We start from the raw sequence: 24,679 nt of genomic DNA on the forward strand, positions 1-24,679 counted from the left end.
GGCGCCGTTATTTCTGTGCGCTCAGGAAGCAGCCGACCGCGCGACGGCCGTCAGCGTCGGCCATACCGACATAGGGCATGTAGGTGCCGGCGACAAAGGACTGGGGCTGGGTGATGAACTGCTCCAGGCTGTCCAGCTGCCATTCAACGCCCTTGGTCTTCATCGCCTGGGAGTAGCTGAAACCGGCGAGGCTGCCGGACTTGCGGCCGTACAGGCCGTGCAGGTTGGGGCCCATCATGGTGGGGCCGTCGGCCTTGGCCGAATGGCACACGCCGCAGTCGGTGGCGAACAGCGCCTCGCCCTTCTGCACCTGTTCCGGTGCGCAATCGGCCGCCAGTGCGGCCTGGCTGGTCAGCAGGGTCAGCAACAGCGCCATGCCGGTCTTTCGTACGTGCAGCATCTCATCACCTCGATCAATCACGGGGCCGCTTCATGCAGTCGCGATGGCGCGAAAGGAAGCTGAGCCGATGTCCGGATTCTCTGCGCTGACGGGGATCGAGGTTTTTTTATCTGTGCCAGTCGTATTGGCAGGGCTGCCAGACCGGACGTGTGAAAGACGGGCGGGTGACCAGCAGGAGCGAATTCATTCGCGATGCAGGCCGCCGGCCTGCCAGGGGAACCTCAGGGGCGGCCGCGCCGCCCTTCGCGGTTGAAACCGCTCCTACACCCTCGTAGGAGCGAATTCATTCGCGAAAGCAGGCCGCAGGCCTGCCCCGGGCAATCAGCCCTGGCTGTACTGCTTGCGGTACTCGCTGGGGGAGACGCCGAAACGCGCCTTGAAGGCGGTGGAGAAGTAGCTGGAATCGGTGAAGCCCCAGGCGTAGCCAAGGGCGGAGAGCTTCTGCTCGCCGGTGGCGTGGCGCAGGCTCTCGGCGCAGAAGTCCAGGCGGCGGTTCTTGATGTACTGGGCCACCACCAGGCCTTTCTTGGCGAACATGCGGTAGAGGCCGCGCACCGATACACCCACTTCGCGGGCGATAGTCTCCGGGCAGAGTTCCTCGGCGCAGAGATTCTCGTCGATGAAGCGCAGGGTCTTGCGGAACAGCCGCTCATGGGCGTCCAGCTCCGCTTCCGCGCCGCCCAGGGCCGGGCGCAGCAGGCTCACCAGCGCCTCCAGGGTCGCCTCGCTCTCGGGCATGCTGAGGCCGGCCTGGAGGGTGGAATCGAGGATCAGCCGGTTGGCCAGCACCGCCACCGGCGAGCTCGCCGGAATGCGTTGGGCGCAGCGCACGCCGGAAAAACGCAGGCTCTGCTCCACCAGATGACGCGGCACGATCAACGAGAGCTGGCGGGAGTTCTCGTGATAGACGAAGTCGCTGGGCAGGGTGGAGTCGATCAGGGTGATGTCACCCTGGCACAGCTCGATGCTGTTGCCGGCCTGCTCCATGCCGGCACGGCCGGCCAGCTGGAACGCCAGGTAGAAGTGCTTGCCGTCGCTCTGCGCCACCTCCCGCGGGGTGCGGAACAGGCGCGCCTGGGCCACGTCCACGAAGCTCAGCTTGATGGCGCCGGCCTTGTGTTCGCGAATGGCCCCGGAGAACTCCGAGCCCAGCAGCTTGGCGCCGAAGCGCCCGCAAACCTGGTTGATACCTTGCAGCCACTCGTCGAAGTGGTCCGCTCTCATCGCTTGTGCAGTCGTCATGGCTTTCTCAGCCTCACGCTAGGCGTTGTTCTTGTTATCCGGCCAGGCCGGGGTACCTCGTCCGTGATCACTACCCCACGGGTGGGGCTGTCTTACTTCAGTCCACCGAATCGCTGATAGAAATTCTCGCCGGCATCGGGCAACGGACCATCCGCGGTTTCCAGCGCCGCGTTGAGCCATTCCTCTGCCTTGGCATAGATGAGTCGGTAGATATTGCGACACAGCTGGCGCGCCGCGCGACCTTCCCAATCCCCCGGCAGCAGCTCGTCGGGCAGTTGCGGATCACGCAGCAGCAATTTGCGGTATTCGTGGATGAGCAAGGTTCGGGCCAGGAAGCAGTCGGCCGGCTGCAGGTTCTCCTGCTCGCGCAGCGCCTGCCAGAGCGGCCGGAACAGCTTGATGAACTCGCTGTAGTGCTCGCCCAGTTCGTCGATGTGCCAGCTCTCGCGAACCTGCATGCGCAGCGCCTTGGAGGCCAGCACGTCCTGGGAACCGGTCTCGAAGACGATGCTGTCTTCCAGGGCATCCAGTTCCTGCAGGGTGGCGGTCACGTCCGCGCGCTCGCATCGGGGGTTGGCCAGCACCGTCGGCGAAATTGCACCAAAACCTTGCCATTCCAGCTCTTCGCGCACTTGTTTGCGCTTGTCCTGGGGCAGCTGGGAAAGCACCACCAGGCACCAGGAGCCGTCCCAGGCCGGGACGCTGGAGCTGTAGACCCGCTTGAAGGCCTTCTCGAACCGCCGCCGACCGGTGCCGGTCAGGCTGTAGTAGCTGCGACGCCCGACTTTCTCGGCGCTCAGCCAGCCTTCCTTGGTGAGGCGGAAGATGGACGTGCGGATCAGCCGTTCGTTGATGCCCATGGGCTCGAGCAACTGGATGAGACTGCCCAGCCAGACGGTGCCGCCATGGGGCTCGATGGCATCACCATAGAGGGTGATGATCAGCGAGCTGGCGCGAATGGGCGTCTGCTGTTGGAAGCGGGTGACGAGTTGGTCCAGGGGCACGAGCGAAGTCATGGGCATACGGGAAACAAAAAGGATGCCGAATATACCCGCAGGCGGATCGGCATGACCATCGGGGCGCAACCCCGCTGTGCGAAGACCGCACTCATTGCGACGAACTGCCTTTGGGGCGCAGGCCACGGTCGGCGATACGCCGCCGGTCGGATTCCACCTCGGCCAGGGGCTCGCAGGCCACCAGGCTTTCCAGGCAGCGCTGGGCCAGCAGCTGGTATTCGCGAGTGCCGGCCTGCTTCCAGGCCACTTCCTGGTCGCTGAGCTGGCGCTTGACCTGGGCCGGCGCACCCATCACCAGGGATTGCGGATCGCAGCTGAAGCCGGCCTTGACGAAAGCGGTGGCGGAAACGAAGGAGCGCGCGCCGATCCGCGCGCCGTCCATCACCACCGCGTTCATCCCCACCAGGACGTCTTCGCCGATGTGGCAGCCATGGAGCACGGCGCCATGGCCGATATGGCCATTGCGCTCCACCACCGTGTCGCTGTCGGGGAAGCCGTGCATCACGCAGGTGTCCTGGATATTGGCGCCCTCCTCCAGGACGATCCGGCCGAAGTCGCCGCGCAGGCTAGCCAGCGGGCCGACGTAGCAACCCGGGCCGATGATCACGTCACCGATCAGCACCGCAGTGGGGTGTACGTAGGCGGTGGGGTGCACCACCGGGGTCAGGCCGTCGAGGCTGTAGCAGGTCATCGCGGGGTTCCTTCTTCTTATAAGGCTCAGGCGGCGCCGTGGCGGCGGCTCTGCACGGTGACGAAGCGCCGGGCGACGAAGGCACCATCGGTGATGGAAGCGTTGGCCGCAGGGTTGCCGCCGCTGGCGTGGAAATCGCTGAAGGCCGCGGACTGGTTGACGAACACGCCGCCGTCGAAGTTGATCGACAGGGCCACGGCCACGTCCTGGGACAGCAGCTCGGCACGGTCCAGCACGGCGTCGTCGGTGGAATAGACGCCCAGGGTCAGGGCGCCCTTCTCGGCGATCACCTCGCCGGCCAGGCGCAGGCTGTGCTCGGTGTCGTCGGTGGCGATGACGAAGGCGATGGGGCCGAAGCGCTCCTCGGAGTAGGCGTCACGATCGGCGGCGTCCACCTTCAGCAGCAACGGGGTATGCACGCGCGCGCCGGGGAACTGCGGGTGCTCGCGGGCTTCGCTGTCCAGCAGCACCTCGCCGAGCTCGCGGCAGGCCTGGATGCGCTGGACGGTGGCCTCGGACTGGATGGCGCCGATCACAGCGCAAGCGCGCTCGTTGTCGGCGAGGAAGCTCTTCACGCCGCCGGCCAGGGCCTGGGCCACCTCATCGAAGCTCACCAGCTCATCGCCATTGCGAATGCCGCCGCGGGGTACGTAGATGGCCTGGGTGGTGGTGCACATCTGCCCGGAATAGAGGCTGAGGGAGAACGCCAGGTTGCGCGCCACGGCCTTGAGGTCGCGCACGCTGTCGATGATCACGCTGTTGATGCCGGCCTTCTCGGTGAAGACCTGGGCCTGGCGGGCGTTGTCTTCCAGCCAGTTGCCGAAGGCGTTGGAACCGGTGAAGTCCACCAGCTTGACGCGCGGGTCCAGGGCCAGCTGCTGGCTCACCGGGGCTTCCGGGGTATCCACCACCAGGCTCACCAGGGCCGGGTCGAAGCCCAGCTCGGCCAGCACGTCCTGGGCCACCTTGACGCTCATGGCCACCGGCAGGATCGCGCCGGGGTGCGCCTTGACCAGCACCGGGTTACCGGTGGCCAGGCTGGCGAACAGGCCCGGGTAGGTGTTCCAGGTGGGGAAGGTGGAGCAGGCGATCACCAGGGACAGGCCGCGCGGGACGACGTGCCAGCGCTTGTCCAGCACCAGCGGGTCCTGCTTGCCCTGGGGCTTGGTCCAGAGTGCCGACTCCGGCACCTCGGCCATGGCGCGCCAGGCGTAGGCCAGCACTTCCAGACCACGGTCCTGGGCGTGGGGGCCGCCGGCCTGGAAGGCCATCATGTAGGCCTGGCCACTGGTGTGCATCACCGCATGGGCCAGGGTCGGGCTCAGGGCATTGAGGCGCTGGAGGATCTCCAGGCAGGCCCCCACCCGTGCATTCGCGCCAGCGTCACGCCAGGCAGGCAGGGCCGCCTGCATGCGCGCCAGCAGCGTGTCGGCGTCGTACTGGTCGTAGCTCACGTTCAGGTCGAAACCATAGGGGGAGCGCTCGGCGCCGGCGCGGCCCACCGCTTGCGGCCCGGCCAGGTCGAAATGCTTGCCGAGCAGCGCCTCGAAGGCGGCCTGGGCCCCCTTCACGGCCTCTTCCGGGTACTGCTTGAGGCTTTCCGGGAAGGGCGACCAGTAGCCACGCTCGGCGATCGCCTGGACAGCGCGTTCGAGGGTGCCGCGATGGTGCTCGAACAACTCGAGGGCGGCGGCGCGGGCGGTGGTCGACATGGAAGAACTCCTCAACAGGGCAGGTAGAGCCACAAGGTGGCGCAAAGCGATTCGCTTGATGTCGAATTTTGTATCACATCAATGAGAAACATAAAAGCACCAGCTGCTGTATCAGATGACGACCGGTCATGGGGGCTTAGACCCACCGCATAGAACACGCCACAAACCAGTAATTACGGGGCACTAACGCTGAACGCCACGCCCCTCACTTCGTCCTTTGGTAGCAAAAACAGAGCTTATGAGACACATAAATCATATCTACACTTATTGTTTTGTATCGCTTTGTGGTTATACTCCGGCCAAAGTCGCCCCGCCCTCAGCGCGGCCGACACAGGAAGGGGATGGCCCCGAACCCACTAATAAGAGCGGCTGACTCAAGGCCGCGCGTGCACCTGAGGACAGTCGACATGCCTCGTACCCTTGCCGTCCTGCCGCCCGAGCAGGGCGTCCGCCTGATCACCCTGCAGCGCCCGGAAGCGCTCAACGCCCTCAATACCGAATTGCTGGGCGAGCTGGCCGCCGAACTGGACGCCGCCGAGCAGGATGCCGAGACCCGCGTGGTGGTCATCACCGGCAGCCGCAAGGCCTTCGCCGCCGGCGCCGATATCAAGGAAATGGCCGAGCGCGACCTGGTGGGCATCCTCAACGACCCGCGCCTGGCCCACTGGCAGCGCATCACGCGCTTCAGCAAGCCGCTGATCGCCGCGGTGAACGGCGTCTGCCTCGGCGGCGGCTGCGAACTGGCGATGCACGCCGACATCCTCATCGCCGGCGAAGACGCCCGCTTCGGCCAGCCGGAAATCAATCTCGGAATCATGCCCGGCGCCGGCGGCACCCAACGCCTGCTGCGCGCGGTAGGCAAGTCCCTGGCCATGCAGATGGTGCTCACCGGTGAAGCCATCGACGCCCGCCACGCCCAGCGCGCCGGCCTCATCAGCGAAGTGACCCAGCCGGAATTCACCGTCGAACGCGCCATCGCCATCGCCCGCGTGATCGCCCAGAAGGCGCCCCTGGCCGTACGCCTGGCCAAGGAAGCCCTGCTGAAAGCCGAGGACACGGACCTTGCCAGCGGCCTGCGCTTCGAGCGCCACGCCTTCACCCTGCTGGCCGGCACCCGCGACCGCGAGGAAGGCATCCGCGCCTTCCAGGAAAAGCGCCGCCCCGAATTCATCGGCCAGTGATCACTGGCCCATCCACTCCTTCGAACTCCATAGAGCGCCCAGAGCCATGAACTTCGAGCACATCCTGTTTTCCATCGAGGCTGGCGTCGCCACCCTCAGCCTGAACCGCCCCGAGCAGCTGAACAGCTTCAACGCCAAGATGCACGGCGAGGTCCGCGAGGCCCTCAAGCAGGTGCGCCAGAACCCGGAAGTGCGCGTCCTGCTGCTGACCGGCGAAGGCCGTGGCTTCTGCGCGGGCCAGGACCTGGCCGACCGCAACGTCGCCCCCGGCGCCGACGCCCCTGATCTGGGCGAATCCATCGAGAAGTTCTACAACCCGCTGATCCGCAGCCTGCGCGACCTGCCGCTGCCGGTGATCTGCGCGGTCAACGGCGTGGCCGCCGGTGCCGGCGCCAACATCCCGCTGGCCTGCGACCTGGTCCTGGCCGCCCGCTCCGCCAGCTTCATCCAGGCCTTCTGCAAGATCGGCCTGATCCCGGATTCCGGCGGCACCTGGACCCTGCCGCGCCTGATCGGCACGGCCCGCGCCAAGGCACTGGCCCTGCTGGGCGAGCGCCTGAGCGCCGAGCAGGCCGAACAATGGGGCCTGATCTACCGCGTGGTGGACGACGCCGCCCTGCGCGAGGAAGCCCTCAAGCTCGCCCGCCACCTGGCCACCCAGCCCACCTACGGCCTGGCCCTGATCAAGCGCAGCCTCAACGCCAGCCTGAACAACAGCTTCGACGAGCAGCTGGACCTCGAACGCGACCTGCAGCGCCTCGCCGGCCGCAGCGAGGACTACCGCGAGGGCGTCAGCGCCTTCATGGAAAAGCGCACCCCGGCCTTCAAAGGACGCTGATCCCATGCCCGCCCTGAACAACTCCGCAACAATCGCCGTGATCGGTGCCGGCGCCATGGGTGCCGGCATCGCCCAGGTGGCCGCCCAGGCCGGCCACCCGGTCAAGCTCTATGACAACCGCCCCGGCGCCTCCGCCCAGGCCATCGATGGTATCGATCGCCAACTCGGCCGCCTGGTGGAAAAAGGCAAGCTCGCCGCCGAAGCCCGCGCCGCCACCGTCGCTCGCCTGCAGCCGGTGGAAGCCATCGAGGCCCTGGCCGATGCCAGCCTGGTGATCGAGGCCATCGTCGAGAACCTGGAGGTCAAGCGCGGCCTGCTGCGCCAGCTGGAAAGCCTGTGCAGCGCCGACTGCATCCTCGCCAGCAACACCTCGTCCCTGTCCATCACCAGCCTGGCGGCGGGCCTCGCCCATCCGGGCCGGGTGCTCGGCATGCACTTCTTCAACCCGGCGCCGCTGATGGCCCTGGTGGAAGTCGTCTCGGGCCTGGCCAGCGATCCGGCCCTGGCCGAATGCCTGTACGAAACCGCCAAGGCCTGGGGCAAGAAGCCGGTACACACCCGCTCCACCCCCGGCTTCATCGTCAACCGCGTGGCGCGCCCCTTCTACGCCGAAAGCCTGCGCCTGCTGCAGGAAGGCGCCGCCGACTGCGCCACCCTCGACGCACTGATGCGTGACGCGGGCGGTTTCCGCATGGGCGCCTTCGAACTCACCGACCTGATCGGCCATGACGTCAACTACGCCGTGACCTGCTCGGTGTTCGACGCCTACTACGGCGACTTCCGCTTCCAGCCCTCGCTGATCCAGAAGGAGCTGGTGGACGCCGGCCGCCTCGGCCGCAAGAGCGGCCATGGTTTCTACGACTACGCCGAAGGCGCCGAGCGCCCGCAAGCGGCCGAACTGACCAGCGCCGCCAGCATCGACACCTGCGTGGTGGAAGGCGGGCTGGGCGTGGCCGAACCGCTGATCCAGCGCCTGGCCGAGGCCGGCGTGCAACTGGTGCGCCGCGACGGCCAGGGCCTGCTGCGGGTCGGCGAGGCGGTGATCGCCCTGTCCGACGGCCGCCTGGCCAGCCAACGCGCCAACGAAGACGGCATCAGCAACCTGGTGCTGATCGACCTCGCCCTGGACTACGCCAAAGCCAGCCGCCTGGGTGTCAGCTTCGCCGCCGGCACCAGCCAGACGGCCCGCGACCAGGCCGTGGCCCTGCTGCAACGCGCCGGCCTCAAGGTCAGCCCGCTTGCCGACATCCCCGGCCTGGCGGTGCTGCGCACCCTGGCCATGCTGGCCAACGAAGGCAGTGACGCCGTGCTCCAGGGCGTCGGCACCGTCGGCGACATCGATCTCGCCATGCGCGCCGGGGTGAACTACCCGCAAGGTCCGCTGGCCTGGGCCGACACCATTGGCCTGCCGGCCATACTGCGCACCCTGGAGAACCTCCAGGCCGCCTATGGCGAGGAGCGCTACCGCCCTTCCCTGCTGCTGCGCCGTCGCGTCGCCGAAGGGAGAAAATTCCATGACTAACCACGAAGCCCTGTCCCTGGCCGAGGCCTGCGGCACCGCGCTGTTCGAGCGCGACACCGCCAGCCAGGCCATGGGCATGCGCCTGCTCTCGATGGCCCCCGGCGCCGCGCGGATCGGCATGACCGTGCGCGAAGACATGCTGCAGGGCCACGGCACCTGCCACGGCGGCTACCTGTTCGCCCTGGCCGACTCGGCCTTCGCCTTCGCCTGCAACTCCTACAACGACGCCACCGTGGCCATCGGCTGCAGCATCGACTACGTGGCGCCGGCGCGCCTGGGCGACACCCTCACCGCCCAGGCCATCGAGCAGAGCCGCAGCGGCCGCACCGGCAACTACGACGTGCGCATCGAAAACCAGAACGGGCAACTGATCGCCCTCTTCCATGGCAAGTCCTACAAAGTGCGCGGCTCGGTACTCGCGCAGGAGACCCCGAATGAATGACGCCCTGATTATCGACGCCGTGCGTACGCCCATCGGCCGCTACGCCGGTGCGCTGTCCGGCGTGCGCGCCGACGACCTCGGCGCCGTGCCCCTGCGCGCCCTGATCGCCCGCCACCCGGAACTGGACTGGAGCGCCATCGACGACGTGATCTACGGCTGCGCCAACCAGGCCGGCGAAGACAACCGCAACGTCGCGCGCATGTCGTCCCTGCTGGCAGGCCTGCCGGTAACCGTGCCCGGCACCACCCTGAACCGTCTTTGCGGCTCCGGCCTGGACGCTATCGGCAACGCCGCCCGCGCCCTGCGCTGCGGCGAGGCTGGCCTGATGCTGGCCGGCGGCGTGGAATCCATGTCCCGCGCGCCCTTCGTCATGGGCAAGGCCGACAGCGCCTTCTCCCGCCAGGCGGAAATCTTCGACACCACCATCGGCTGGCGCTTCGTCAACCCGCTGCTGAGGGCCGAGTACGGCATCGACTCCATGCCGGAAACCGCCGAGAACGTCGCCGAGCAGTTCAACATCTCCCGCGCCGACCAGGACGCCTTCGCCCTGCGCAGCCAGCAGCGCGCCGCCGCGGCCCAGGCCAACGGCCGCCTGGCGAAGGAAATCGTCCCGGTGGAGATCCCCCAGCGCAAGGGCCCGGCCAAGGTGGTCGAGCAGGATGAACACCCGCGCGGCGACACCACCCTGGAACAGCTGGCCAAGCTCGGCACGCCGTTCCGCCAGGGCGGCAGCGTCACCGCCGGCAACGCCTCGGGCGTCAACGACGGCGCCTGCGCCCTGCTCCTGGCCAGCCCGGAAGCCGCCAAGCGCCACGGCCTGAAGGCCCGCGGCCGGGTGGTCGGCATGGCCACCGCCGGCGTCGAGCCGCGCATCATGGGCATCGGCCCGGTACCGGCGACCCGCAAGGTGCTGGAACTGACCGGCCTGTCCCTGGCCGACATGGACGTGATCGAACTCAACGAAGCCTTCGCCGCCCAGGGCCTGGCCGTGCTGCGCGAGCTGGGCCTGGCCGACGACGACGCCCGGGTGAACCCCAACGGCGGCGCCATCGCCCTCGGCCACCCGCTGGGCATGAGCGGCGCGCGCCTGGTGACCACCGCCCTGCACGAACTGGAAGAACGCCAGGGCCGCTACGCCCTCTGCACCATGTGCATCGGCGTGGGTCAGGGCATCGCCCTGATCATCGAGCGGCTCTGAATCGCAAGAACCGAGATCGAGAAAACCGGGGAGGAGTATCCTCTTCCCCGGCACTCAGGGGCCCACGGGCCTCCGTATAAAAACAATTTGAGTGAAACCATGAACATGATTGCCAATACCGCCTTGCTGGACCCGATGGAAACCGCCAGTGTCGACCAACTGCGCCAGCACCAGCTGGAGCGCCTGCGCTGGAGCCTGAAGCACGCCTACGAGAACGTCCCGCTGTACCGCAAGCGCTTCGACGAAGCCGGCATGCACCCGGACGACCTCAAGTCCCTGGACGACCTCGCCAAGTTCCCCTTCACCGGCAAGAACGACCTGCGTGACAACTACCCCTACGGCATGTTCGCCGTGCCGCAGAGCGAGATCGTGCGCATCCACGCCTCCAGCGGCACCACCGGCAAGCCCACCGTGGTCGGCTACACCCAGAACGACATCGACACCTGGGCCAACGTGGTGGCGCGCTCGATCCGCGCAGCCGGCGGCCGCAAGGGCGACAAGGTGCACATCTCCTACGGCTACGGCCTGTTCACCGGCGGCCTGGGCGCCCACTACGGCGCCGAGCGCCTGGGCTGCACAGTGATCCCGATGTCCGGCGGCCAGACCGAGAAGCAGGTCCAGCTGATCCGCGACTTCCAGCCGGACATCATCATGGTCACCCCGTCCTACATGCTGAACCTGGCCGACGAGATCGAGCGCCAGGGCATCGACCCGCACAAGCTGGCCCTGCGCCTGGGCATCTTCGGCGCCGAGCCCTGGACCGCCGAGCTGCGCCGCGCCATCGAGGAGCGCCTGGGCATCACCGCCCTGGACATCTACGGCCTGTCGGAAATCATGGGCCCCGGGGTCGCCATGGAATGCTTTGATACCAAGGACGGCCCGACCATCTGGGAAGACCACTTCTACCCCGAGATCATCGACCCGGTGACCGGCGAAGTGCTGCCGGACGGCCAGATGGGCGAGCTGGTGTTCACCTCGCTGTCCAAGGAAGCCCTGCCGATGATCCGCTACCGCACCCGCGACCTGACCCGCCTGCTGCCGGGCACCGCGCGACCGATGCGGCGCATGGACAAGATCACCGGCCGCAGCGACGACATGCTGATCATCCGTGGCGTGAACGTATTCCCGACGCAGATCGAAGAGCAGGTCCTCAAGGTCCGCCAGCTGTCGGAGAACTACGAGATCCACCTGTTCCGCAACGGCAACCTGGACAGCATCGAAGTCCACGTGGAGCTCAAGCACGAGCACGAGAACCTCGGCGACTCGCAGCAACAGGCGCTGTGCAACGAGCTGTCGAAGTACATCAAGACCTACATCGGCATCAGCTCGCGCATCGTCCTGCGCCCCTGCTACTCGCTGAAGCGCTCCGAAGGCAAGGCCTGCCACGTGCACGACAATCGCGGCAAGTAAGCTCCGAGCCTGAAGAAAAGCCCCGCGTATGCGGGGCTTTTTTTGGTTCTTCGCGGATTCAGGGGGAAGAGCGAGTTGACAGTCAGGGAAGTGGGTAGATTGGCAGTCGCCAAACGAACCAACCCCCACTCCCTGCTGCCGCCGTGAATCCTATTGATCTTGCCCAGTTCTGGCCAGGCTACGAGGTCGTCGCCTGTCGCCAAGCCACTCACGACACCCTGCTGATTGAGCTCGAACCTCAAGCCGGCTCCCTCCCCAAATGTGGCCGCTGTCACCAAGACTGCCCGCTGATCCACGAGCGGCGAATCCGCCAGGTGCGTGACCGTGACCTGCTGGATCAGCGCGTGCTGCTCCAACTGCCGGTGCGTCGCGTCGATTGCCTGGATTGTGGGCGGGTGACCGAGCGGATTGACTGGCTGGAGCCGGCCTCCCGCTTGACCCAGCGGCTGCGCCTCTGGCTCGAGGGCTTGCTGCAACTGTTGCCGATCAGCCATGTCAGCCGCCTCACTGGCCTGCACTGGCACACCCTCAAGACGCTCGACAAGCGCCGCCTCGAGGCGGCCGTGGGGACCTTTGAGCCCGGTGAGGTGCGGCGGCTGGTGATGGACGAGTTCGCCCTGCACAAGGGGCATCGTTACGCCACGGTGATCATGGATGCCGAGCGCACGCGGGTGCTGTGGGTCGGGCATGGCAACAGCCGTGAGGCGATCCGTCCGTTCTTCGAATTGCTCGGCGAGCACTGCCGGCAGATCGAGGCGGTGGCCATGGACATGAACACCGCCTTCGACCTCGAGGTGAAACGGCATTGCCCGCAGGCCGAGGTGGTGTACGACCTGTTCCACGTGGTGGCGCGCTACGGCCGGGACGTGATCGACCGGATCCGGGTCGACCAGGCCAACCGCCTGCGCGAAGACAAACCGGCGCGCAAGGTGGTCAAGCAGAGCCGCTGGCTGCTGCTGCGCAATCGCGAAAACCTCAAGGGCGGACAGGCCGTGCAGTTGCAGGAATTGCTCGCGGCCAACCAGCCACTGGCCACGGCCTACGTGCTCAAGGATGCATTAAAGGAAATCTGGTACGCCCCCAGTGTGCAGGACGGCTGGCGGCGCTGGCGAACCTGGCTGCGGCACGCCCGGGACAGCGGCTTGGCGCCGCTCCAACGCTTTGCCAGGAACCTCAAGCGTTACGCGCGCGGCATCCTCGCCAGCGCCCGTTTCCCCTTGCACACCAGCCAGCTGGAAGGGGTGAACAACCGCATCAAAGTGATCAAGCGCATGGCCTATGGCTTCCGCGACTCGGCCTACTTCTTCCTGAAAATCAAGGCCGCCTTCCCCGGGAAAGCGCGATGAACCCTTTTTTTCGGGTTCGGAATGGCTGGTCGATTCGTATTGAGCAGTCTGTAGCCCGGAGAGCGAGGGGTGACTCGCGCCGCGCCCTGGCACAGACCGTAGGATGGGTTGAGCGGAGCGATACCCATGCGGACAAGACTGATGGGTATCGCAAGCTCAACGGAACGCCGCCCGACCCATCCTACGAAACTGGTCTGTGCCGACGTGAGCCACCTCCCTCCGACCGCCGGTCAGCCCAGCTCTGCCGCAGCCAAGGGTGGATGTCGCTTTTCACATCCACCATCGGCGCCCGGCCGAACCTCGAACGGTGGACCGGTGAAGCGTGGTCCACCCTACGGTGCTTCAGCCCCCAGCCACCCCGCACCAAGCCGGGCAACCATCCTCGAATGAATGGGACAAGGGGCGCAGCTCCTCCGCTTCACGCCGATCGAACACCCCCGTCACCAGCGCGACGACCGGTTCGTCGTCCACTGCCCCCAGGGTGCTGCCGCAGCGCGGGCAGAAGGCGCGGCTGGAATAGTCCGACGAACGAAACAACGCCGGCGCCCCACCCTCCCCGGTCCACTGCAGCGCCTCGCGCGGGAACTCCACCCAGCACAACACCGGCGCCCCCGAGTGCCGTTGGCAGAAATCACAGGAACAGGCATGGGGATTGGCGGGCGTGCCCCGGGCGAGAAAGCGGATATGGCCGCACAGGCAACCGCCCTCGTATGACGTGATCGACATGGTCCTTCACCTACGCTTGATGCGTCGCAGTCCGGAATGACCGGAGCACTCTAACAGCGTCGACCGCCGGTCGGTTCACAGGACTTGCCACAGGGGGCGGCTGTCGAATCTCCGGCACCTGCAACGACTCTTGATCAGACGGACCGAACCATCCGGCCGCTTCCCATCCACAGAATGGAATCCAGACAGGAGATCGATCATGACCTATGTAGACGGCTTTGTAGTTCCCGTCCCCACCGCCAACTGCGAGGCCTACCGCAAGGTGGCCGAAATGGCCGCCGGCGTCTTCAAGGAGTACGGCGCCCTCAGCGTCGTCGAGTGCTGGGGCGACGAGGTGCCCGATGGCAAGGTGACCTCCTTCCCCATGGCCGTGCAGCGCCGCCCCAACGAGACCGTGGTGTTCTCCTGGATCACCTGGCCCTCGAAGCAGGCCCGCGACCAGGGCATGAAACGCGCCATGGAAGACCCACGGATGAAGCCCGACCCGAATACCATGCCCTTCGATGGCCAGCGCATGATCTATGGCGGCTTCGAGGTGCTGGTGAGTGCGTGATCGGCGGGACGGCTGCGCCGTCCTTTCGCGAATGAATTCGCTCCTACATCCACGGACACGCCCCGTGCAGGTCCTGTAGGAGCGATTTCAATCGCGATGCAGGTCGAAGACCTGCCCTGCCAGCACCATCGGGGCAGCTTCGCCACCCTTCGCGAATGAATTCGCTCCTACCTCAATAGATCCAGCGGGTTGCTCAGGGGCTGGCTGCCCCACTCCACCGCGCGGCGCAGCACCCATCCCCACGCAAAAAACCACAACACAACCAGCATCACGAAATTTTCCGTATCAGATAACCCGATACAGAACCTCCCACCTCCCCCTCACCCCACGAAACCCTTCACCCAAATCAGGCGAAACCCCTCTGGCACGCCACATCCAGCCAATCCAGCGCCATCCTGACCTCCCAACGAACCCGTTGCGCGACGAACCGCCAACCCGTGGCTTATGCCCACAACGCGCCCTTGCCACTCGTCAAAGCGATACAAAAATCATATTTGATACTCTCTTTAGTGTTTGATATTTGATTCCGTATCATTTAAAAATAGCGCCATGGCCAAGCCACACCCACAAAAACCCTGCATGGCTGGAGAACGGCATGTACGCACAATTGGTTGAGACCGGCGTGAAGCGCGTGAAGGCGCTGGAGGAGATGTCCCCCGAAGAACGCGCCTTCCAGGAAAAGATCGACGCCGAAATCAAGATCGAGGCGAAGAACTGGATGCCGGACGCTTACCGGCAGACCCTGATCCGCCAGATTTCCCAGCACGCCCACTCCGAGATCGTCGGCATGCTGCCCGAAGGCAACTGGGTGACCCGCGCTCCGACCCTCAAGCGCAAGCTGCAGCTGATGGCCAAGATCCAGGACGAGGCCGGCCACGGCCTGTACCTCTACAGCGCCATGGAAACCCTGGGCGCCGACCGCGACACCGAGATCGCCAAGCTGCACAGCGGCAAGGCGAAGTACTCGAGCATCTTCAACTACCCGACCCTGAGCTGGGCCGACATGGGCGCGGTGGGCTGGCTGGTGGATGGCGCCGCCATCGTCAACCAGGTGGTGCTGCAGCGTACCTCCTACGGCCCCTACTCCCGCGCGATGATCCGCATCTGCAAGGAAGAGAGCTTCCACCAGCGCCAGGGCTACGAAATCCTCCTGCACATGATGCGTCATGGCACCCAGGCCCAGAAGGACATGGTCCAGGACGCCATCAACCGCCTCTGGTGGCCGTCGCTGATGATGTTCGGCCCAAGCGACGCCGACTCCCCCAACAGCGCCCAGTCCATGGCCTGGAAGATCAAGCGCCAGGGCAACGACGAACTGCGCCAGCGCTTCATCGACCAGACCGTGCCGCAACTGGAGCTGCTCGGCTGCACCGCGCCGGACCCGGACCTGAAGTGGAACGAGGCGCGCGGTCACTACGACTTCGGCGCGATCGACTGGAGCGAGTTCTACGAAGTGCTCAAGGGCAACGGCCCGTGCAACGTCGAGCGCGTCGCCACCCGCCGCAAAGCCATCGAAGACGGCGCCTGGGTCCGCGAAGCCGCGGTCGCCCATGCCCGCAAGCAACAGCAGAAACGCGACGCCGCCTGAACAACAAGAAAATGGCCTGACCAGCAGGCCATTGTGAGGAGATTGCAACCATGTCCGAGTGGACCCTTTTCGAAGTCTTCGTGCGCAGCAAGCACGGCCTGAACCACAAGCATGTCGGCAGCGTGCATGCCGCCGATGCGCGCATGGCCATCGAGAACGCCCGCGAGCTGTACACCCGCCGCAACGAAGGCGTGAGCCTTTGGGTAGTGCCCTCCGCGCTGATCACCGCCTCCTCCCCGGACGAGAAGGAGCCGCTGTTCGACCCGTCCCAGGACAAGGTCTATCGCCACGCCAGCTTCTACGAGCTGCCGGCCGAAGTCGGACACATGTGAGGCCGCTGCCATGAGCCAACGTGAAGACCTCATCCAATACCTGCTGCGCCTCGGCGACAGCGCCCTGATCCAGGGCCAGCGCCTGTGCGAATGGTGCGGCCACGCCCCCGCGCTGGAAGAAGAACTGGCGCTGATGAACGTCGGCCTCGACCTGGTGGGCCAGGCCCGCAACTGGCTGGACTACGCCGCCGAGCTGCTGGCCGATGGCCGTGACGCCGACCACCTGGCCTTCCGCCGCGACGAGCGCGCCTACCGCAACCTGTTGCTGGTGGAGCAGCCCAACGGCGACTACGCCGTGACCATCACCAAGCAGTTCCTCTATGACGCCTGGCACTTCCAGGTGCTGCACGGCCTGAGCCAGTCCAGCGACGAGCGCGTGGCCGGCATCGCCGCCAAGGCCCTGAAGGAAGTCACCTACCACCTGCGCCGCTCCGGCGAGTGGGTGGAGCGCCTGGGCGACGGCACCGAAGAGAGCCACCGGCGCATGCTGGCGGCGATCCGCGACGTCTGGCGCTTCACCGGCGAGCTGGTGAACGGCGACGACGTGGAGCAGCGCCTGTTCGAGGCAGGTATCGCGCCGAACCCGGAAGAAGTCGCCGCCGCCTGGAAGTCCAAGGTCGCCGACATCTTCGCCAGCGCCACCCTGCCGCTGCCGGAACCGGCCAGCTACTTCTACCTGTCCGGCCGCAAGGGCCTGCACACCGAGCACCTCGGGCTGTTGCTGGCCGAAATGCAATCGCTCCAGCGGAGCTACCCCGATGCGTCCTGGTGAGTTGATCGCCAGCGACCGCGGCGCCAGGTCCGGCGCGCCGGATGACCTGGCGCGCGCCTGGTCGGTGCTGGGCGCGGTGATGGACCCGGAAGTGCCGGTGGTCAGCGTGGTCGACCTCGGCATCGTCCGGGGCCTCGACTGGCAGGACGGCCATCTGCACGTGGTGGTCACCCCCACCTACTCCGGCTGCCCGGCCACCGAGGTGATCGAGCAGGACATCGAGCAGGCCCTGGAAGGTGCCGGCTTCGCCGCGCCGAAACTGGAGCGCCGCCTGAACCCGGCCTGGACCACCGACTGGATCAGCAATGACGGCCGCGAGCGCCTGCGCGCCTACGGCATCGCCCCGCCGGCCGGCAGCACCAGCAAGCGCAGCCTCATGGGCGACAGCGGTGATGTGTGCTGCCCGCAGTGCGGCAGTGCCCACACCGAGTTGCTCAGCCAGTTCGGCTCCACAGCCTGCAAGGCGCTGTACCGCTGCATCGATTGCCGCGAACCCTTCGACTACTTCAAGTGCATCTGAACGGCGCCGCCGTCGGAGAAGAACAATGAGCAAGTTCCATAGCCTGACAATCAAGGAAGTGCGCCCGGAAACCCGTGATGCGGTGTCCATCGCCTTCGACATTCCCCAGGACCTGGCCGATACCTTCCACTTCACCCAGGGCCAGCACCTGGTGATGCGCACCCAGATGGACGGTGAGGAAGTGCGCCGTTCCTATTCCATCTGCACCGGCGTCAACGACGGCGAGCTGCGGGTGGCGATCAAGCGCGTGGCCGGCGGCCGTTTCTCCGCCTTTGCCAACGACAGCCTGAAAGCCGGCCAGACCCTGGAAGTCATGCCGCCGTCCGGCCACTTCTACGTGGACCTGGATGCCGCGCGCCAGGGCAACTACCTGGCGGTGGCCGCTGGCAGCGGCATCACGCCGATCCTGTCGATCATCAAGACCACCCTGGAAGCCGAGCCCAAGAGCCGCTTCACCCTGCTCTACGGCAACCGTTCCAGTGCCTCGGCGCTGTTCCGCGAGCAGCTGGAAGACCTGAAGAACGTCTACCTCGACCGCCTCAACCTGATCTTCGTGTTCAGCCGCGAGCAGCAGGACGTGGACCTGTACAACGGCCGTATCGACGCCGACAAGTGCGGCCAGCTGTTCTCCCGCTGGATCGACACCAAGGCCCTGGACGCCGCGTTCATCTGCGGCCCCCAGGCCATGACCGAGACCGTGCGCGACCAGCTGAAGGCCAACGGCATGCCCGCCGAGCGCATCCACTTCGAGCTGTTCGCCGCCGCCGGCAGCAGCGCCAAGCGTGAAGCCCGCGAAGCCGCCCGCAGCATCGACGCCGCCATGAGCCAGGTCACCCTGATCAGCGATGGCCGCGAGCTGACCTTCGAACTGGCACGCAACAGCGCCAGCGTACTGGACGCCGGCAACGCCCAGGGCCTGGAACTGCCCTACTCCTGCAAGGCCGGCGTGTGCTCGACCTGCAAGTGCAAGGTGATCGAAGGCGAAGTGGAGATGGACAGCAACTTCGCCCTGGAAGACTACGAAGTGGCGGCCGGCTACGTGCTGTCCTGCCAGACCTTCCCGATTAGCGAAAAGGTAGTCCTGGACTTCGATCAACTCTGATCCGGATGCACCATCGTAGGAGCGAGCTCTGCTCGCGATGCTTTTCGCGAGCAAAGAACTCGGCGTCCCCCTCGCTCCTACCAAGCAAAAAAGATAACGCAGCACCCGCTTCACCCCGTTCGCTACTAGCAAGCCTTGCCGTCGGCCGTCGAACGGGCGCCTCGACAATCACACAATAAGAGAGAGCAGCCATGACACCGCAAGACCTCGAGAGAATCCGGGAGAACCCGGACTTCATCCAGCTGGTCCGCCGCAAGCAGCGCCTGACCTGGTCCCTGACCGCCGCGATGCTGGTGATCTACTACGGCTTCGTGCTGCTGGTGGCCTTCGCCCCCGGCGTGCTCGGCCAATCCCTCAGTGGTGGCGTCACCAGCGTGGGCATGCTGGTGGGCGTGGGCGTCATCCTGTTCTCCTTTGCCCTGACCGGCATCTATGTCACGCGCACCAACAGCGTGCTCGACCCGCTCAACGACAAGCTCAAGCAGGAGTGCGGCCAATGAAAGCGCTCACCTCTCTGCTGCTGGGCGCCGGCCTGCTGGTCTCGCAAAACGCCTTCGCCGCCGACGCCGCCGCGCGCCCGCTGAACTGGACCGCCATCTACATGTTCCTGGCGTTCGTCCTCTTCACCCTCGGGATCACCCGCTGGGCAGCCCTGCGCACCCACTCCACCGCCGATTTCTACACTGCCGGCGGTGGCCTCACCGGCTTCCAGAACGGCCTGGCGATCGCCGGCGACATGATCAGCGCGGCCTCCTTCCTCGGCATCTCGGCGATGATGTTCATGAACGGCTACGACGGCCTGCTCTACGCCCTGGGCGTGCTCGCCGGCTGGCCGATCATCCTGTTCCTGATCGCCGAGCGCCTGCGCAACCTCGGCAAGTTCACCTTCGCCGACGTGGTGTCCTACCGCCTGGAGCAGAGCCCGATCCGTATCACCGCGGCCTTCGGCACCCTGACCGTGGCGCTGATGTACCTGGTGGCGCAGATGGTCGGCGCCGGCAAGCTGATCGAACTGCTGTTCGGCCTCTCCTACCTGCAGGCCGTGCTGGTGGTGGGCGCGCTGATGGTCTGCTACGTGACCTTCGGCGGCATGCTGGCCACCACCTGGGTGCAGATCATCAAGGCGATCCTGCTGCTGTCCGGCACCAGCTTCATGGCCTTCATGGTGCTCAAGCACTTCGGCTTCAGCACCGAGGCGATGTTCGCCGCCGCCACCTCGGTCCATGCCAAGGGCACCGCGATCATGGCGCCGGGCGGGCTGCTGTCCAATCCCATCGACGCCATCTCCCTGGCCATCGGCATGATGTTCGGCACCGCCGGCCTGCCGCACATCCTGATGCGCTTCTTCACCGTCAGCGACGCCAAGGAAGCGCGTAAATCGGTGTTCTATGCCACCGGCTTCATCGGCTACTTCTACCTGCTGCTGATAGTGGTGGGCTTCGGTTCCATCGTCATGGTCGGCACCAACCCCGAGTTCCGCGACGCGGCCGGCGCCATCATCGGTGGCGGCAACATGGTGGCGGTGCACCTGTCCCACGCGGTGGGCGGCAGCCTGTTCCTCGGCTTCATCTCCGCCGTGGCCTTCGCCACCATCCTCGCGGTGGTGGCGGGCCTGGCGCTGTCCGGCGCCTCGGCGGTGTCCCACGACCTCTATGCCTGCGTGGTGCGCAAGGGCAAGGCCACCGAGCGCGAGGAACTGCGCATGTCGCGCATCGCCACCCTGTGCATCGGCGTGCTGGCGGTGATCCTCGGCATCCTCTTCGAGTCGCAGAACATCGCCTTCCTCTCCGGCCTGGTGCTGGCCATCGCCGCCTCGGTCAACTTCCCGGTGCTGTTCCTCTCCATGTTCTGGAAAGGCCTGACCACCCGTGGCGCCGTGGCCGGCAGCGTGGCCGGCCTGCTCTGCGCCATCACCCTGCTGGTACTGAGCCCGGCGGTCTGGGTCAACGTGCTGCAGCACGACAAGGCGATCTTCCCCTACTCCAACCCGGCGCTCTTCTCCATGAGCCTGGCCTTCTTCAGCGCCTGGCTGTTCTCGGTGACCGACGCCACCGAGCGCGCCAAGGCCGAACGCGGCCGCTACCTGGCGCAATTCATCCGTTCCATGACCGGCATCGGCGCCGCCGGGGCCGCGCGCCATTGAGCGCGGCCCTTCCACCCACTTTTTTCGCAGAGACATTCCGATGACCCAAGCCACTACCCTGCAAAGCTTCATCGCCGGCCGCTGGATCGGCCAGCAAGGCGCCCAGGCCCTGCGCAGCGCCATAGACGGCAGCACCATCACCCGCACCCACGAGGAAGCCCTGGACTTCGCCGAAGCCGTCGACTTCGGCCGCAAGCGCGGCATCGCCAGCCTCATGGCGATGGATTTCCAACAGCGCGCGGCGCGCCTCAAGGCCCTGGCGCTGTACCTGACCGAGCACAAGGAACAGCTCTACACCCTGTCCCGCCACAGCGGCGCCACCCGCGCCGACAGCTGGATCGACATCGAGGGCGGCGCCAGCACCCTGTTCAGCTACGCCGGCGTCGGCGCCCGCGAGCTGCCCTCCGGCAATATCGTCCATGAAGGCCCGGCCATGCCGCTGGGCAAGCAGGGCAAGTTCGCCGGCAGCCATATCCTGGTGCCGCGCGGCGGCCTGGCCGTGCACATCAACGCCTTCAACTTCCCGATCTGGGGGATGCTGGAGAAGTTCGCGCCGAGCTTCCTCGCCGGCATGCCCTGCATCGTCAAACCGGCCACCGCCACCAGCTACCTGACCGAAGCCGCCGTGCGCCTGATGCATGAATCCGGCCTGCTGCCCGAAGGCAGCCTGCAGCTGATCATCGGCGGCACCGGCGACCTGCTGGACCGCCTGCAGGGCCAGGACGTGGTGACCTTCACCGGTTCGGCCGACACCGCCGCCAAGCTGCGGGTAAACGCCAACCTGATCCGCAACTCCATCCCGTTCAACGCCGAAGCCGACTCGCTGAACTGCGCCATCCTCGCCCCGGAAATCACCCCGGACGACCCGGAGTTCGACCTCTTCGTCAAGGAAGTGGCCCGCGAGATGACGGTGAAGGCCGGGCAGAAATGCACCGCCATCCGCCGCGCCATCGTCCCGGCCAAGCACATCGACGCCGTGGCCGAGCGCCTGCGCGAGCGCCTGTCCAAGGTGGTGGTCGGTGACCCAGCGGTGGAAGGCGTGAAGATGGGCGCCCTGGCGTCCCACGCCCAACAGACCGACGTGGCCGAGCGCCTGGATGCCCTGCTGCAGAGCAGCGACCTGCTGTTCGGCGCGAAGGACGGCTTCGCCCCGCGCGGTGATGGCGTGAACGAAGGCGCCTTCTTCGCCCCGACCCTACTGCGCGCCCGTGACCCGCACGCCGAAGGCGGCGCCCACGACATCGAGGCCTTCGGCCCGGTGAGCACCCTGATGGCCTACGACGACATCGACGAGGCCATCGCCCTGGCCGCCCGCGGCAAGGGCAGCCTGGTGGCCAGCCTGGTCACCAAGGACCCGATGATTGCCGCCCGCGTGGTGCCGCAAGCCGCCGCCCTGCACGGCCGCCTGCACATCCTCGACCGCGAATCCGCCGCCGAGTCCACCGGCCACGGCTCGCCGCTGCCGGTACTCAAGCACGGCGGCCCCGGCCGCGCCGGTGGTGGTGAAGAGCTGGGCGGCCTGCGCGCGGTGAAGCACTACCTGCAGCGCGCCGCCGTCCAGGGTTCGCCCACCATGCTGGCCGCCGTGACCGGCGAATACGTGCGCGGCGCCAAGGTGATCGAGACCGAGGTTCACCCGTTCCGCCGCTACTTCGACGAGCTGCAGATCGGCGAATCCCTGCTGACCCACCGCCGCACCGTCACCGAAGCCGACATCGTCAACTTCGGCTGCCTGTCGGGCGACCACTTCTACATGCACTTCGATGAGCTGGCGGCCAAGGAGTCCCAGTTCGGCAAGCGCATCGCCCACGGCTACTTCGTGCTGTCCGCCGCCGCCGGCCTGTTCGTCTCCCCCGGCGTGGGCCCGGTACTGGCCAACTACGGCCTGGACACCCTGCGCTTCATCACCCCGGTGGGCATCGGCGACACCATCCAGGCGCGCCTGACCTGCAAGCGCAAGATCGACCAGGGCAAGAAGAGCCCGAAGGGCGAGCCGCAAGGCGTGGTGGCCTGGGACGTGGAAGTCACCAACCAGCTCGGCGAGCTGGTGGCCAGCTACGACATCCTGACCCTGGTGCTGAAACGCCCGGAAGCCGAGTGAACCGAGTCGCTGCGTGAGTTTATGACCGGCCTTAGGGCCGGTCTTTTTTTGGCCCGCGAACCCACTTCGATCACGCCCCTGTAGGAGCGATTTCAATCGCGATGTAGGTCGAAGACCTGCCCTCCCCAACCCGGGGACGGCTACGCCGTCCATTCGCGAATGAATTCGCTCCTACCCCTCCCTGCGACACACAAGGCGTAGCCCGGATGAAATCCGGGAGCGGTGGCGGGATCGTCCCCGGATTTCATCCGGGCTACCGATGACGGTGGCCGCACCTGTGGGGGCGATTTCAATCGCCAAGCGAACCGCAGGTTCGCCCTTACCGCATTGGGGGCAGCTACGCCGCCGTTGGCGAATGAATTCGCCCCCACAACAAAAGCCAACCTGCTGCCTCGCCGAATCTGGCAGGCAGGCTCAAGCCCTTGGCAAGCAGGCACAAGGCCAGCGGCCCTCAACTCCTTAGTATCCGGTCGACGAAACGCTCCGCTGCCAATATCAAGAAGAAGGAAGCCTTGCCATGATCCGGTCGAACCTGTTCCGACTTTCCACCCTGGCGCTGCTGGTGGGTGCCGCTACCCAGGTCGGCGCCTACGAGCTGTACGCCGACGACGACACCCACCTGAACGCTACCCTGGAAGCCGTGTTCGGCGTCTTCCACAGCCAGGAGAACTACGCCACCGCAGGTTCGAAGAGCGAAGGCTCGTCGTCCTGGCGCGAGGGTTACGCCAAGTACGGCATCAGCTTCGACCAGGGCCTGGCGGGTGCCGGCACCAGCTATGGCGCCTTCAACATGCTGAGCTCCGGCACCTGGGGCGATGGCGACGCGGCGGGCTTCACCGATGGTTCCGAGCGCACCACCAAGATCGAGGACGCGTACCTCGGCTGGCGCTCCGGCCAGGCCTTCGAGGTCCTCGGCGAAGACGGCGTGGACCTGTCTTTCGGCCGCCAGAACCTCATGGTCGGCGACGGCTTCCTGATCAATGGCGACGCGCTGAACCTGGGCAAGGGCCTGGCCGACGGCGAGTTCAACCGTGGCGGCGCCTACTGGCTGGCGGCGCGCAAGGCCTTCGACAAGACCGCCGTGCTGCGCCTGGGCGGCAAAGATGGCCTGCGCGGCGACCTGATGTGGCTGAAGTCCGACAACCGCGCCCAGGCCAAGACGGAACTGGTGGTGGGCACCCTGGAGCACGTGTCGGAAGCCGGCACCCTGGGCCTCACCGCCATCGACGTCCGCGACATCGACGAGAAGTACGCCTCGCCCTTCCAGGCCGAGCGTGAAGACATGAAGACCTACAGCCTGCGCGGCCAGGGCAACGCCGGGGTGGAGAACCTGTTCCTTTCCGGCGAATACGCCTGGCAGGACAAGGAAGCCGGCAACGAAGACGCCTGGTACCTGGAAGCCGGCTGGACCTTCGCCGACGTGGCCTGGTCGCCGAACGTCAGCTACCGCTACAGCCGCTTCTCCGAGGGCTACGACCCGCTGTTCACCGGCTTCAGCCGTGGCTACGGCACCTGGTTCCAGGGTGAAGTGGCGGGCAACTACGCCGGCCCCTTCAACAGCAACACCCGCGTGCACCACGTCGGCCTGAAGGTGACTCCCCTGGAGAACCTCAGCCTGGGCGCGCTCTGGTTCGACTTCGACACCATCGACCGCAGCCTGGGCAACTTCGATGGCCGCGAACTGGACCTCTACGCCGAATGGGCGGTGAGCGAGAACCTGATCGTCATGCCCGTGGTCGGCCTCTACACGCCGGACAAGAGCGCGGCCGAAGGCGGCACCCAGCTCGGCAACGACGACAACAACCTCTACAGCCAGGTCGTCTTCGTCACCATGTTCTGACCCT

At 66.4% G+C, this 24,679-nt stretch carries 23 protein-coding genes; 17 read left to right on the plus strand and 6 right to left on the minus strand.

Annotated elements, in window-relative coordinates; translation table 11 throughout:
- Positions 1-7: 7 nt before the first annotated feature.
- The 5 genes from PCA10_RS16130 to paaN form a co-directional block, all read right to left on the minus strand.
- Positions 8-400, minus strand: coding sequence for a c-type cytochrome (locus PCA10_RS16130; RefSeq protein WP_016493135.1), 393 nt, complete (start codon positions 398-400; stop codon positions 8-10).
- Between the two features lie 321 nt (positions 401-721).
- Complete coding sequence (gene feaR / locus PCA10_RS16135; RefSeq protein ID WP_016493136.1) at positions 722-1,642, minus strand: transcriptional regulator FeaR; 921 nt, start codon at positions 1,640-1,642, stop codon at positions 722-724.
- Between the two features lie 92 nt (positions 1,643-1,734).
- Positions 1,735-2,658: a phenylacetic acid degradation operon negative regulatory protein PaaX gene (paaX, locus tag PCA10_RS16140; protein WP_041770310.1), complete on the minus strand. Its 924-nt coding sequence runs from the start codon at positions 2,656-2,658 to the stop codon at positions 1,735-1,737.
- A 91-nt stretch (positions 2,659-2,749) separates the two neighbouring features.
- The gene (gene paaY / locus PCA10_RS16145; protein ID WP_016493138.1) at positions 2,750-3,349 is read right to left on the minus strand and encodes a phenylacetic acid degradation protein PaaY; all 600 of its coding nucleotides are present in this window, start codon (positions 3,347-3,349) and stop codon (positions 2,750-2,752) included.
- A 26-nt stretch (positions 3,350-3,375) separates the two neighbouring features.
- On the minus strand, positions 3,376-5,061 hold the full coding sequence (gene paaN / locus PCA10_RS16150) for a phenylacetic acid degradation protein PaaN (RefSeq protein ID WP_016493139.1): 1,686 nt from the start codon (positions 5,059-5,061) through the stop codon (positions 3,376-3,378).
- Between the two features lie 407 nt (positions 5,062-5,468).
- Between paaN and paaF the strand changes: the two genes are divergently transcribed.
- The 7 genes from paaF (at position 5,469) to PCA10_RS16185 (ending at position 12,998) form a co-directional block, all read left to right on the plus strand.
- Positions 5,469-6,242, plus strand: a complete 774-nt coding sequence (paaF, locus tag PCA10_RS16155; RefSeq protein ID WP_016493140.1) for a 2,3-dehydroadipyl-CoA hydratase PaaF — start codon at positions 5,469-5,471, stop codon at positions 6,240-6,242.
- 46 nt (positions 6,243-6,288) lie between these two features.
- The gene (gene paaG, locus PCA10_RS16160; RefSeq protein WP_016493141.1) at positions 6,289-7,080 is read left to right on the plus strand and encodes a 2-(1,2-epoxy-1,2-dihydrophenyl)acetyl-CoA isomerase PaaG; all 792 of its coding nucleotides are present in this window, start codon (positions 6,289-6,291) and stop codon (positions 7,078-7,080) included.
- 4 nt (positions 7,081-7,084) lie between these two features.
- Positions 7,085-8,602: a 3-hydroxyacyl-CoA dehydrogenase PaaH gene (gene paaH, locus PCA10_RS16165; protein ID WP_016493142.1), complete on the plus strand. Its 1,518-nt coding sequence runs from the start codon at positions 7,085-7,087 to the stop codon at positions 8,600-8,602.
- Positions 8,595-9,044 (plus strand): hydroxyphenylacetyl-CoA thioesterase PaaI, encoded by a 450-nt coding sequence (gene paaI, locus PCA10_RS16170; protein WP_016493143.1) that lies wholly within the window; start codon positions 8,595-8,597, stop codon positions 9,042-9,044. Before paaH ends, paaI begins: the two co-directional genes overlap by 8 nt.
- Positions 9,037-10,242 (plus strand): 3-oxoadipyl-CoA thiolase, encoded by a 1,206-nt coding sequence (gene pcaF, locus PCA10_RS16175; protein WP_016493144.1) that lies wholly within the window; start codon positions 9,037-9,039, stop codon positions 10,240-10,242. The genes paaI and pcaF overlap by 8 nt, the downstream gene beginning before the upstream one ends.
- 99 nt (positions 10,243-10,341) lie before the next feature.
- Positions 10,342-11,652 (plus strand): phenylacetate--CoA ligase PaaK, encoded by a 1,311-nt coding sequence (gene paaK / locus PCA10_RS16180; protein ID WP_016493145.1) that lies wholly within the window; start codon positions 10,342-10,344, stop codon positions 11,650-11,652.
- A gap of 143 nt (positions 11,653-11,795) precedes the next feature.
- Entirely contained in the window at positions 11,796-12,998 is a 1,203-nt protein-coding gene (locus tag PCA10_RS16185; protein WP_016493146.1) for an ISL3 family transposase, read from the plus strand.
- Positions 12,999-13,340: 342 nt separating this feature from the next.
- Here PCA10_RS16185 and PCA10_RS16190 read toward each other — a convergent pair whose 3' ends face one another.
- Positions 13,341-13,724 (minus strand): GFA family protein, encoded by a 384-nt coding sequence (locus tag PCA10_RS16190; RefSeq protein ID WP_016493147.1) that lies wholly within the window; start codon positions 13,722-13,724, stop codon positions 13,341-13,343.
- A gap of 199 nt (positions 13,725-13,923) precedes the next feature.
- On the opposite strand from PCA10_RS16190, the gene PCA10_RS16195 reads away from it, so the two are divergent.
- The 10 genes from PCA10_RS16195 to PCA10_RS16240 all read left to right on the plus strand — a co-directional run bounded on the left by PCA10_RS16195 (position 13,924) and on the right by PCA10_RS16240 (position 24,675).
- Positions 13,924-14,277 carry a DUF1428 domain-containing protein gene (locus PCA10_RS16195; RefSeq protein ID WP_016493148.1) on the plus strand — a complete coding sequence of 118 codons (354 nt, stop codon included), beginning with the start codon at positions 13,924-13,926 and terminating at the stop codon, positions 14,275-14,277.
- Between the two features lie 595 nt (positions 14,278-14,872).
- A complete protein-coding gene (gene paaA / locus PCA10_RS16200) occupies positions 14,873-15,865 on the plus strand; it encodes a 1,2-phenylacetyl-CoA epoxidase subunit PaaA (protein ID WP_016493149.1) in 993 nt (330 codons plus the stop codon).
- Positions 15,866-15,915: 50 nt separating this feature from the next.
- On the plus strand, positions 15,916-16,197 hold the full coding sequence (gene paaB / locus PCA10_RS16205; RefSeq protein ID WP_016493150.1) for a 1,2-phenylacetyl-CoA epoxidase subunit PaaB: 282 nt from the start codon (positions 15,916-15,918) through the stop codon (positions 16,195-16,197).
- 10 nt (positions 16,198-16,207) lie between these two features.
- Positions 16,208-16,969 carry a 1,2-phenylacetyl-CoA epoxidase subunit PaaC gene (paaC, locus tag PCA10_RS16210; protein WP_016493151.1) on the plus strand — a complete coding sequence of 254 codons (762 nt, stop codon included), beginning with the start codon at positions 16,208-16,210 and terminating at the stop codon, positions 16,967-16,969.
- Entirely contained in the window at positions 16,956-17,489 is a 534-nt protein-coding gene (gene paaD / locus PCA10_RS16215) for a 1,2-phenylacetyl-CoA epoxidase subunit PaaD (RefSeq protein ID WP_016493152.1), read from the plus strand. Before paaC ends, paaD begins: the two co-directional genes overlap by 14 nt.
- Before the next feature lie 25 nt (positions 17,490-17,514).
- On the plus strand, positions 17,515-18,591 hold the full coding sequence (gene paaE / locus PCA10_RS16220; protein ID WP_016493153.1) for a 1,2-phenylacetyl-CoA epoxidase subunit PaaE: 1,077 nt from the start codon (positions 17,515-17,517) through the stop codon (positions 18,589-18,591).
- A gap of 191 nt (positions 18,592-18,782) precedes the next feature.
- Positions 18,783-19,091, plus strand: a complete 309-nt coding sequence (locus PCA10_RS16225) for a DUF485 domain-containing protein (protein WP_016493154.1) — start codon at positions 18,783-18,785, stop codon at positions 19,089-19,091.
- Positions 19,088-20,734, plus strand: coding sequence for a cation acetate symporter (locus PCA10_RS16230; RefSeq protein WP_016493155.1), 1,647 nt, complete (start codon positions 19,088-19,090; stop codon positions 20,732-20,734). Before PCA10_RS16225 ends, PCA10_RS16230 begins: the two co-directional genes overlap by 4 nt.
- Positions 20,735-20,774: 40 nt before the next feature.
- On the plus strand, positions 20,775-22,835 hold the full coding sequence (paaZ, locus tag PCA10_RS16235; RefSeq protein WP_016493156.1) for a phenylacetic acid degradation bifunctional protein PaaZ: 2,061 nt from the start codon (positions 20,775-20,777) through the stop codon (positions 22,833-22,835).
- 517 nt (positions 22,836-23,352) lie between these two features.
- Positions 23,353-24,675 (plus strand): alginate export family protein, encoded by a 1,323-nt coding sequence (locus tag PCA10_RS16240; protein WP_016493157.1) that lies wholly within the window; start codon positions 23,353-23,355, stop codon positions 24,673-24,675.
- Positions 24,676-24,679: the final 4 nt, after the last annotated feature.

Source organism: Pseudomonas resinovorans NBRC 106553 (assembly GCF_000412695.1).
Taxonomy (GTDB): domain Bacteria; phylum Pseudomonadota; class Gammaproteobacteria; order Pseudomonadales; family Pseudomonadaceae; genus Metapseudomonas; species Metapseudomonas resinovorans_A.

Coding starts and splice junctions, on each gene's coding strand:
- PCA10_RS16130 (WP_016493135.1), bottom strand. CDS start 400: ATGCTGCACGTACGAAAGACCGGCATGGCGCTGTTGCTGACCCTGCTG.
- feaR (WP_016493136.1), bottom strand. CDS start 1,642: ATGACGACTGCACAAGCGATGAGAGCGGACCACTTCGACGAGTGGCTG.
- paaX (WP_041770310.1), bottom strand. CDS start 2,658: ATGACTTCGCTCGTGCCCCTGGACCAACTCGTCACCCGCTTCCAACAG.
- paaY (WP_016493138.1), bottom strand. CDS start 3,349: ATGACCTGCTACAGCCTCGACGGCCTGACCCCGGTGGTGCACCCCACC.
- paaN (WP_016493139.1), bottom strand. CDS start 5,061: ATGTCGACCACCGCCCGCGCCGCCGCCCTCGAGTTGTTCGAGCACCAT.
- paaF (WP_016493140.1), top strand. CDS start 5,469: ATGCCTCGTACCCTTGCCGTCCTGCCGCCCGAGCAGGGCGTCCGCCTG.
- paaG (WP_016493141.1), top strand. CDS start 6,289: ATGAACTTCGAGCACATCCTGTTTTCCATCGAGGCTGGCGTCGCCACC.
- paaH (WP_016493142.1), top strand. CDS start 7,085: ATGCCCGCCCTGAACAACTCCGCAACAATCGCCGTGATCGGTGCCGGC.
- paaI (WP_016493143.1), top strand. CDS start 8,595: ATGACTAACCACGAAGCCCTGTCCCTGGCCGAGGCCTGCGGCACCGCG.
- pcaF (WP_016493144.1), top strand. CDS start 9,037: ATGAATGACGCCCTGATTATCGACGCCGTGCGTACGCCCATCGGCCGC.
- paaK (WP_016493145.1), top strand. CDS start 10,342: ATGAACATGATTGCCAATACCGCCTTGCTGGACCCGATGGAAACCGCC.
- PCA10_RS16190 (WP_016493147.1), bottom strand. CDS start 13,724: ATGTCGATCACGTCATACGAGGGCGGTTGCCTGTGCGGCCATATCCGC.
- PCA10_RS16195 (WP_016493148.1), top strand. CDS start 13,924: ATGACCTATGTAGACGGCTTTGTAGTTCCCGTCCCCACCGCCAACTGC.
- paaA (WP_016493149.1), top strand. CDS start 14,873: ATGTACGCACAATTGGTTGAGACCGGCGTGAAGCGCGTGAAGGCGCTG.
- paaB (WP_016493150.1), top strand. CDS start 15,916: ATGTCCGAGTGGACCCTTTTCGAAGTCTTCGTGCGCAGCAAGCACGGC.
- paaC (WP_016493151.1), top strand. CDS start 16,208: ATGAGCCAACGTGAAGACCTCATCCAATACCTGCTGCGCCTCGGCGAC.
- paaD (WP_016493152.1), top strand. CDS start 16,956: ATGCGTCCTGGTGAGTTGATCGCCAGCGACCGCGGCGCCAGGTCCGGC.
- paaE (WP_016493153.1), top strand. CDS start 17,515: ATGAGCAAGTTCCATAGCCTGACAATCAAGGAAGTGCGCCCGGAAACC.
- PCA10_RS16225 (WP_016493154.1), top strand. CDS start 18,783: ATGACACCGCAAGACCTCGAGAGAATCCGGGAGAACCCGGACTTCATC.
- PCA10_RS16230 (WP_016493155.1), top strand. CDS start 19,088: ATGAAAGCGCTCACCTCTCTGCTGCTGGGCGCCGGCCTGCTGGTCTCG.
- paaZ (WP_016493156.1), top strand. CDS start 20,775: ATGACCCAAGCCACTACCCTGCAAAGCTTCATCGCCGGCCGCTGGATC.
- PCA10_RS16240 (WP_016493157.1), top strand. CDS start 23,353: ATGATCCGGTCGAACCTGTTCCGACTTTCCACCCTGGCGCTGCTGGTG.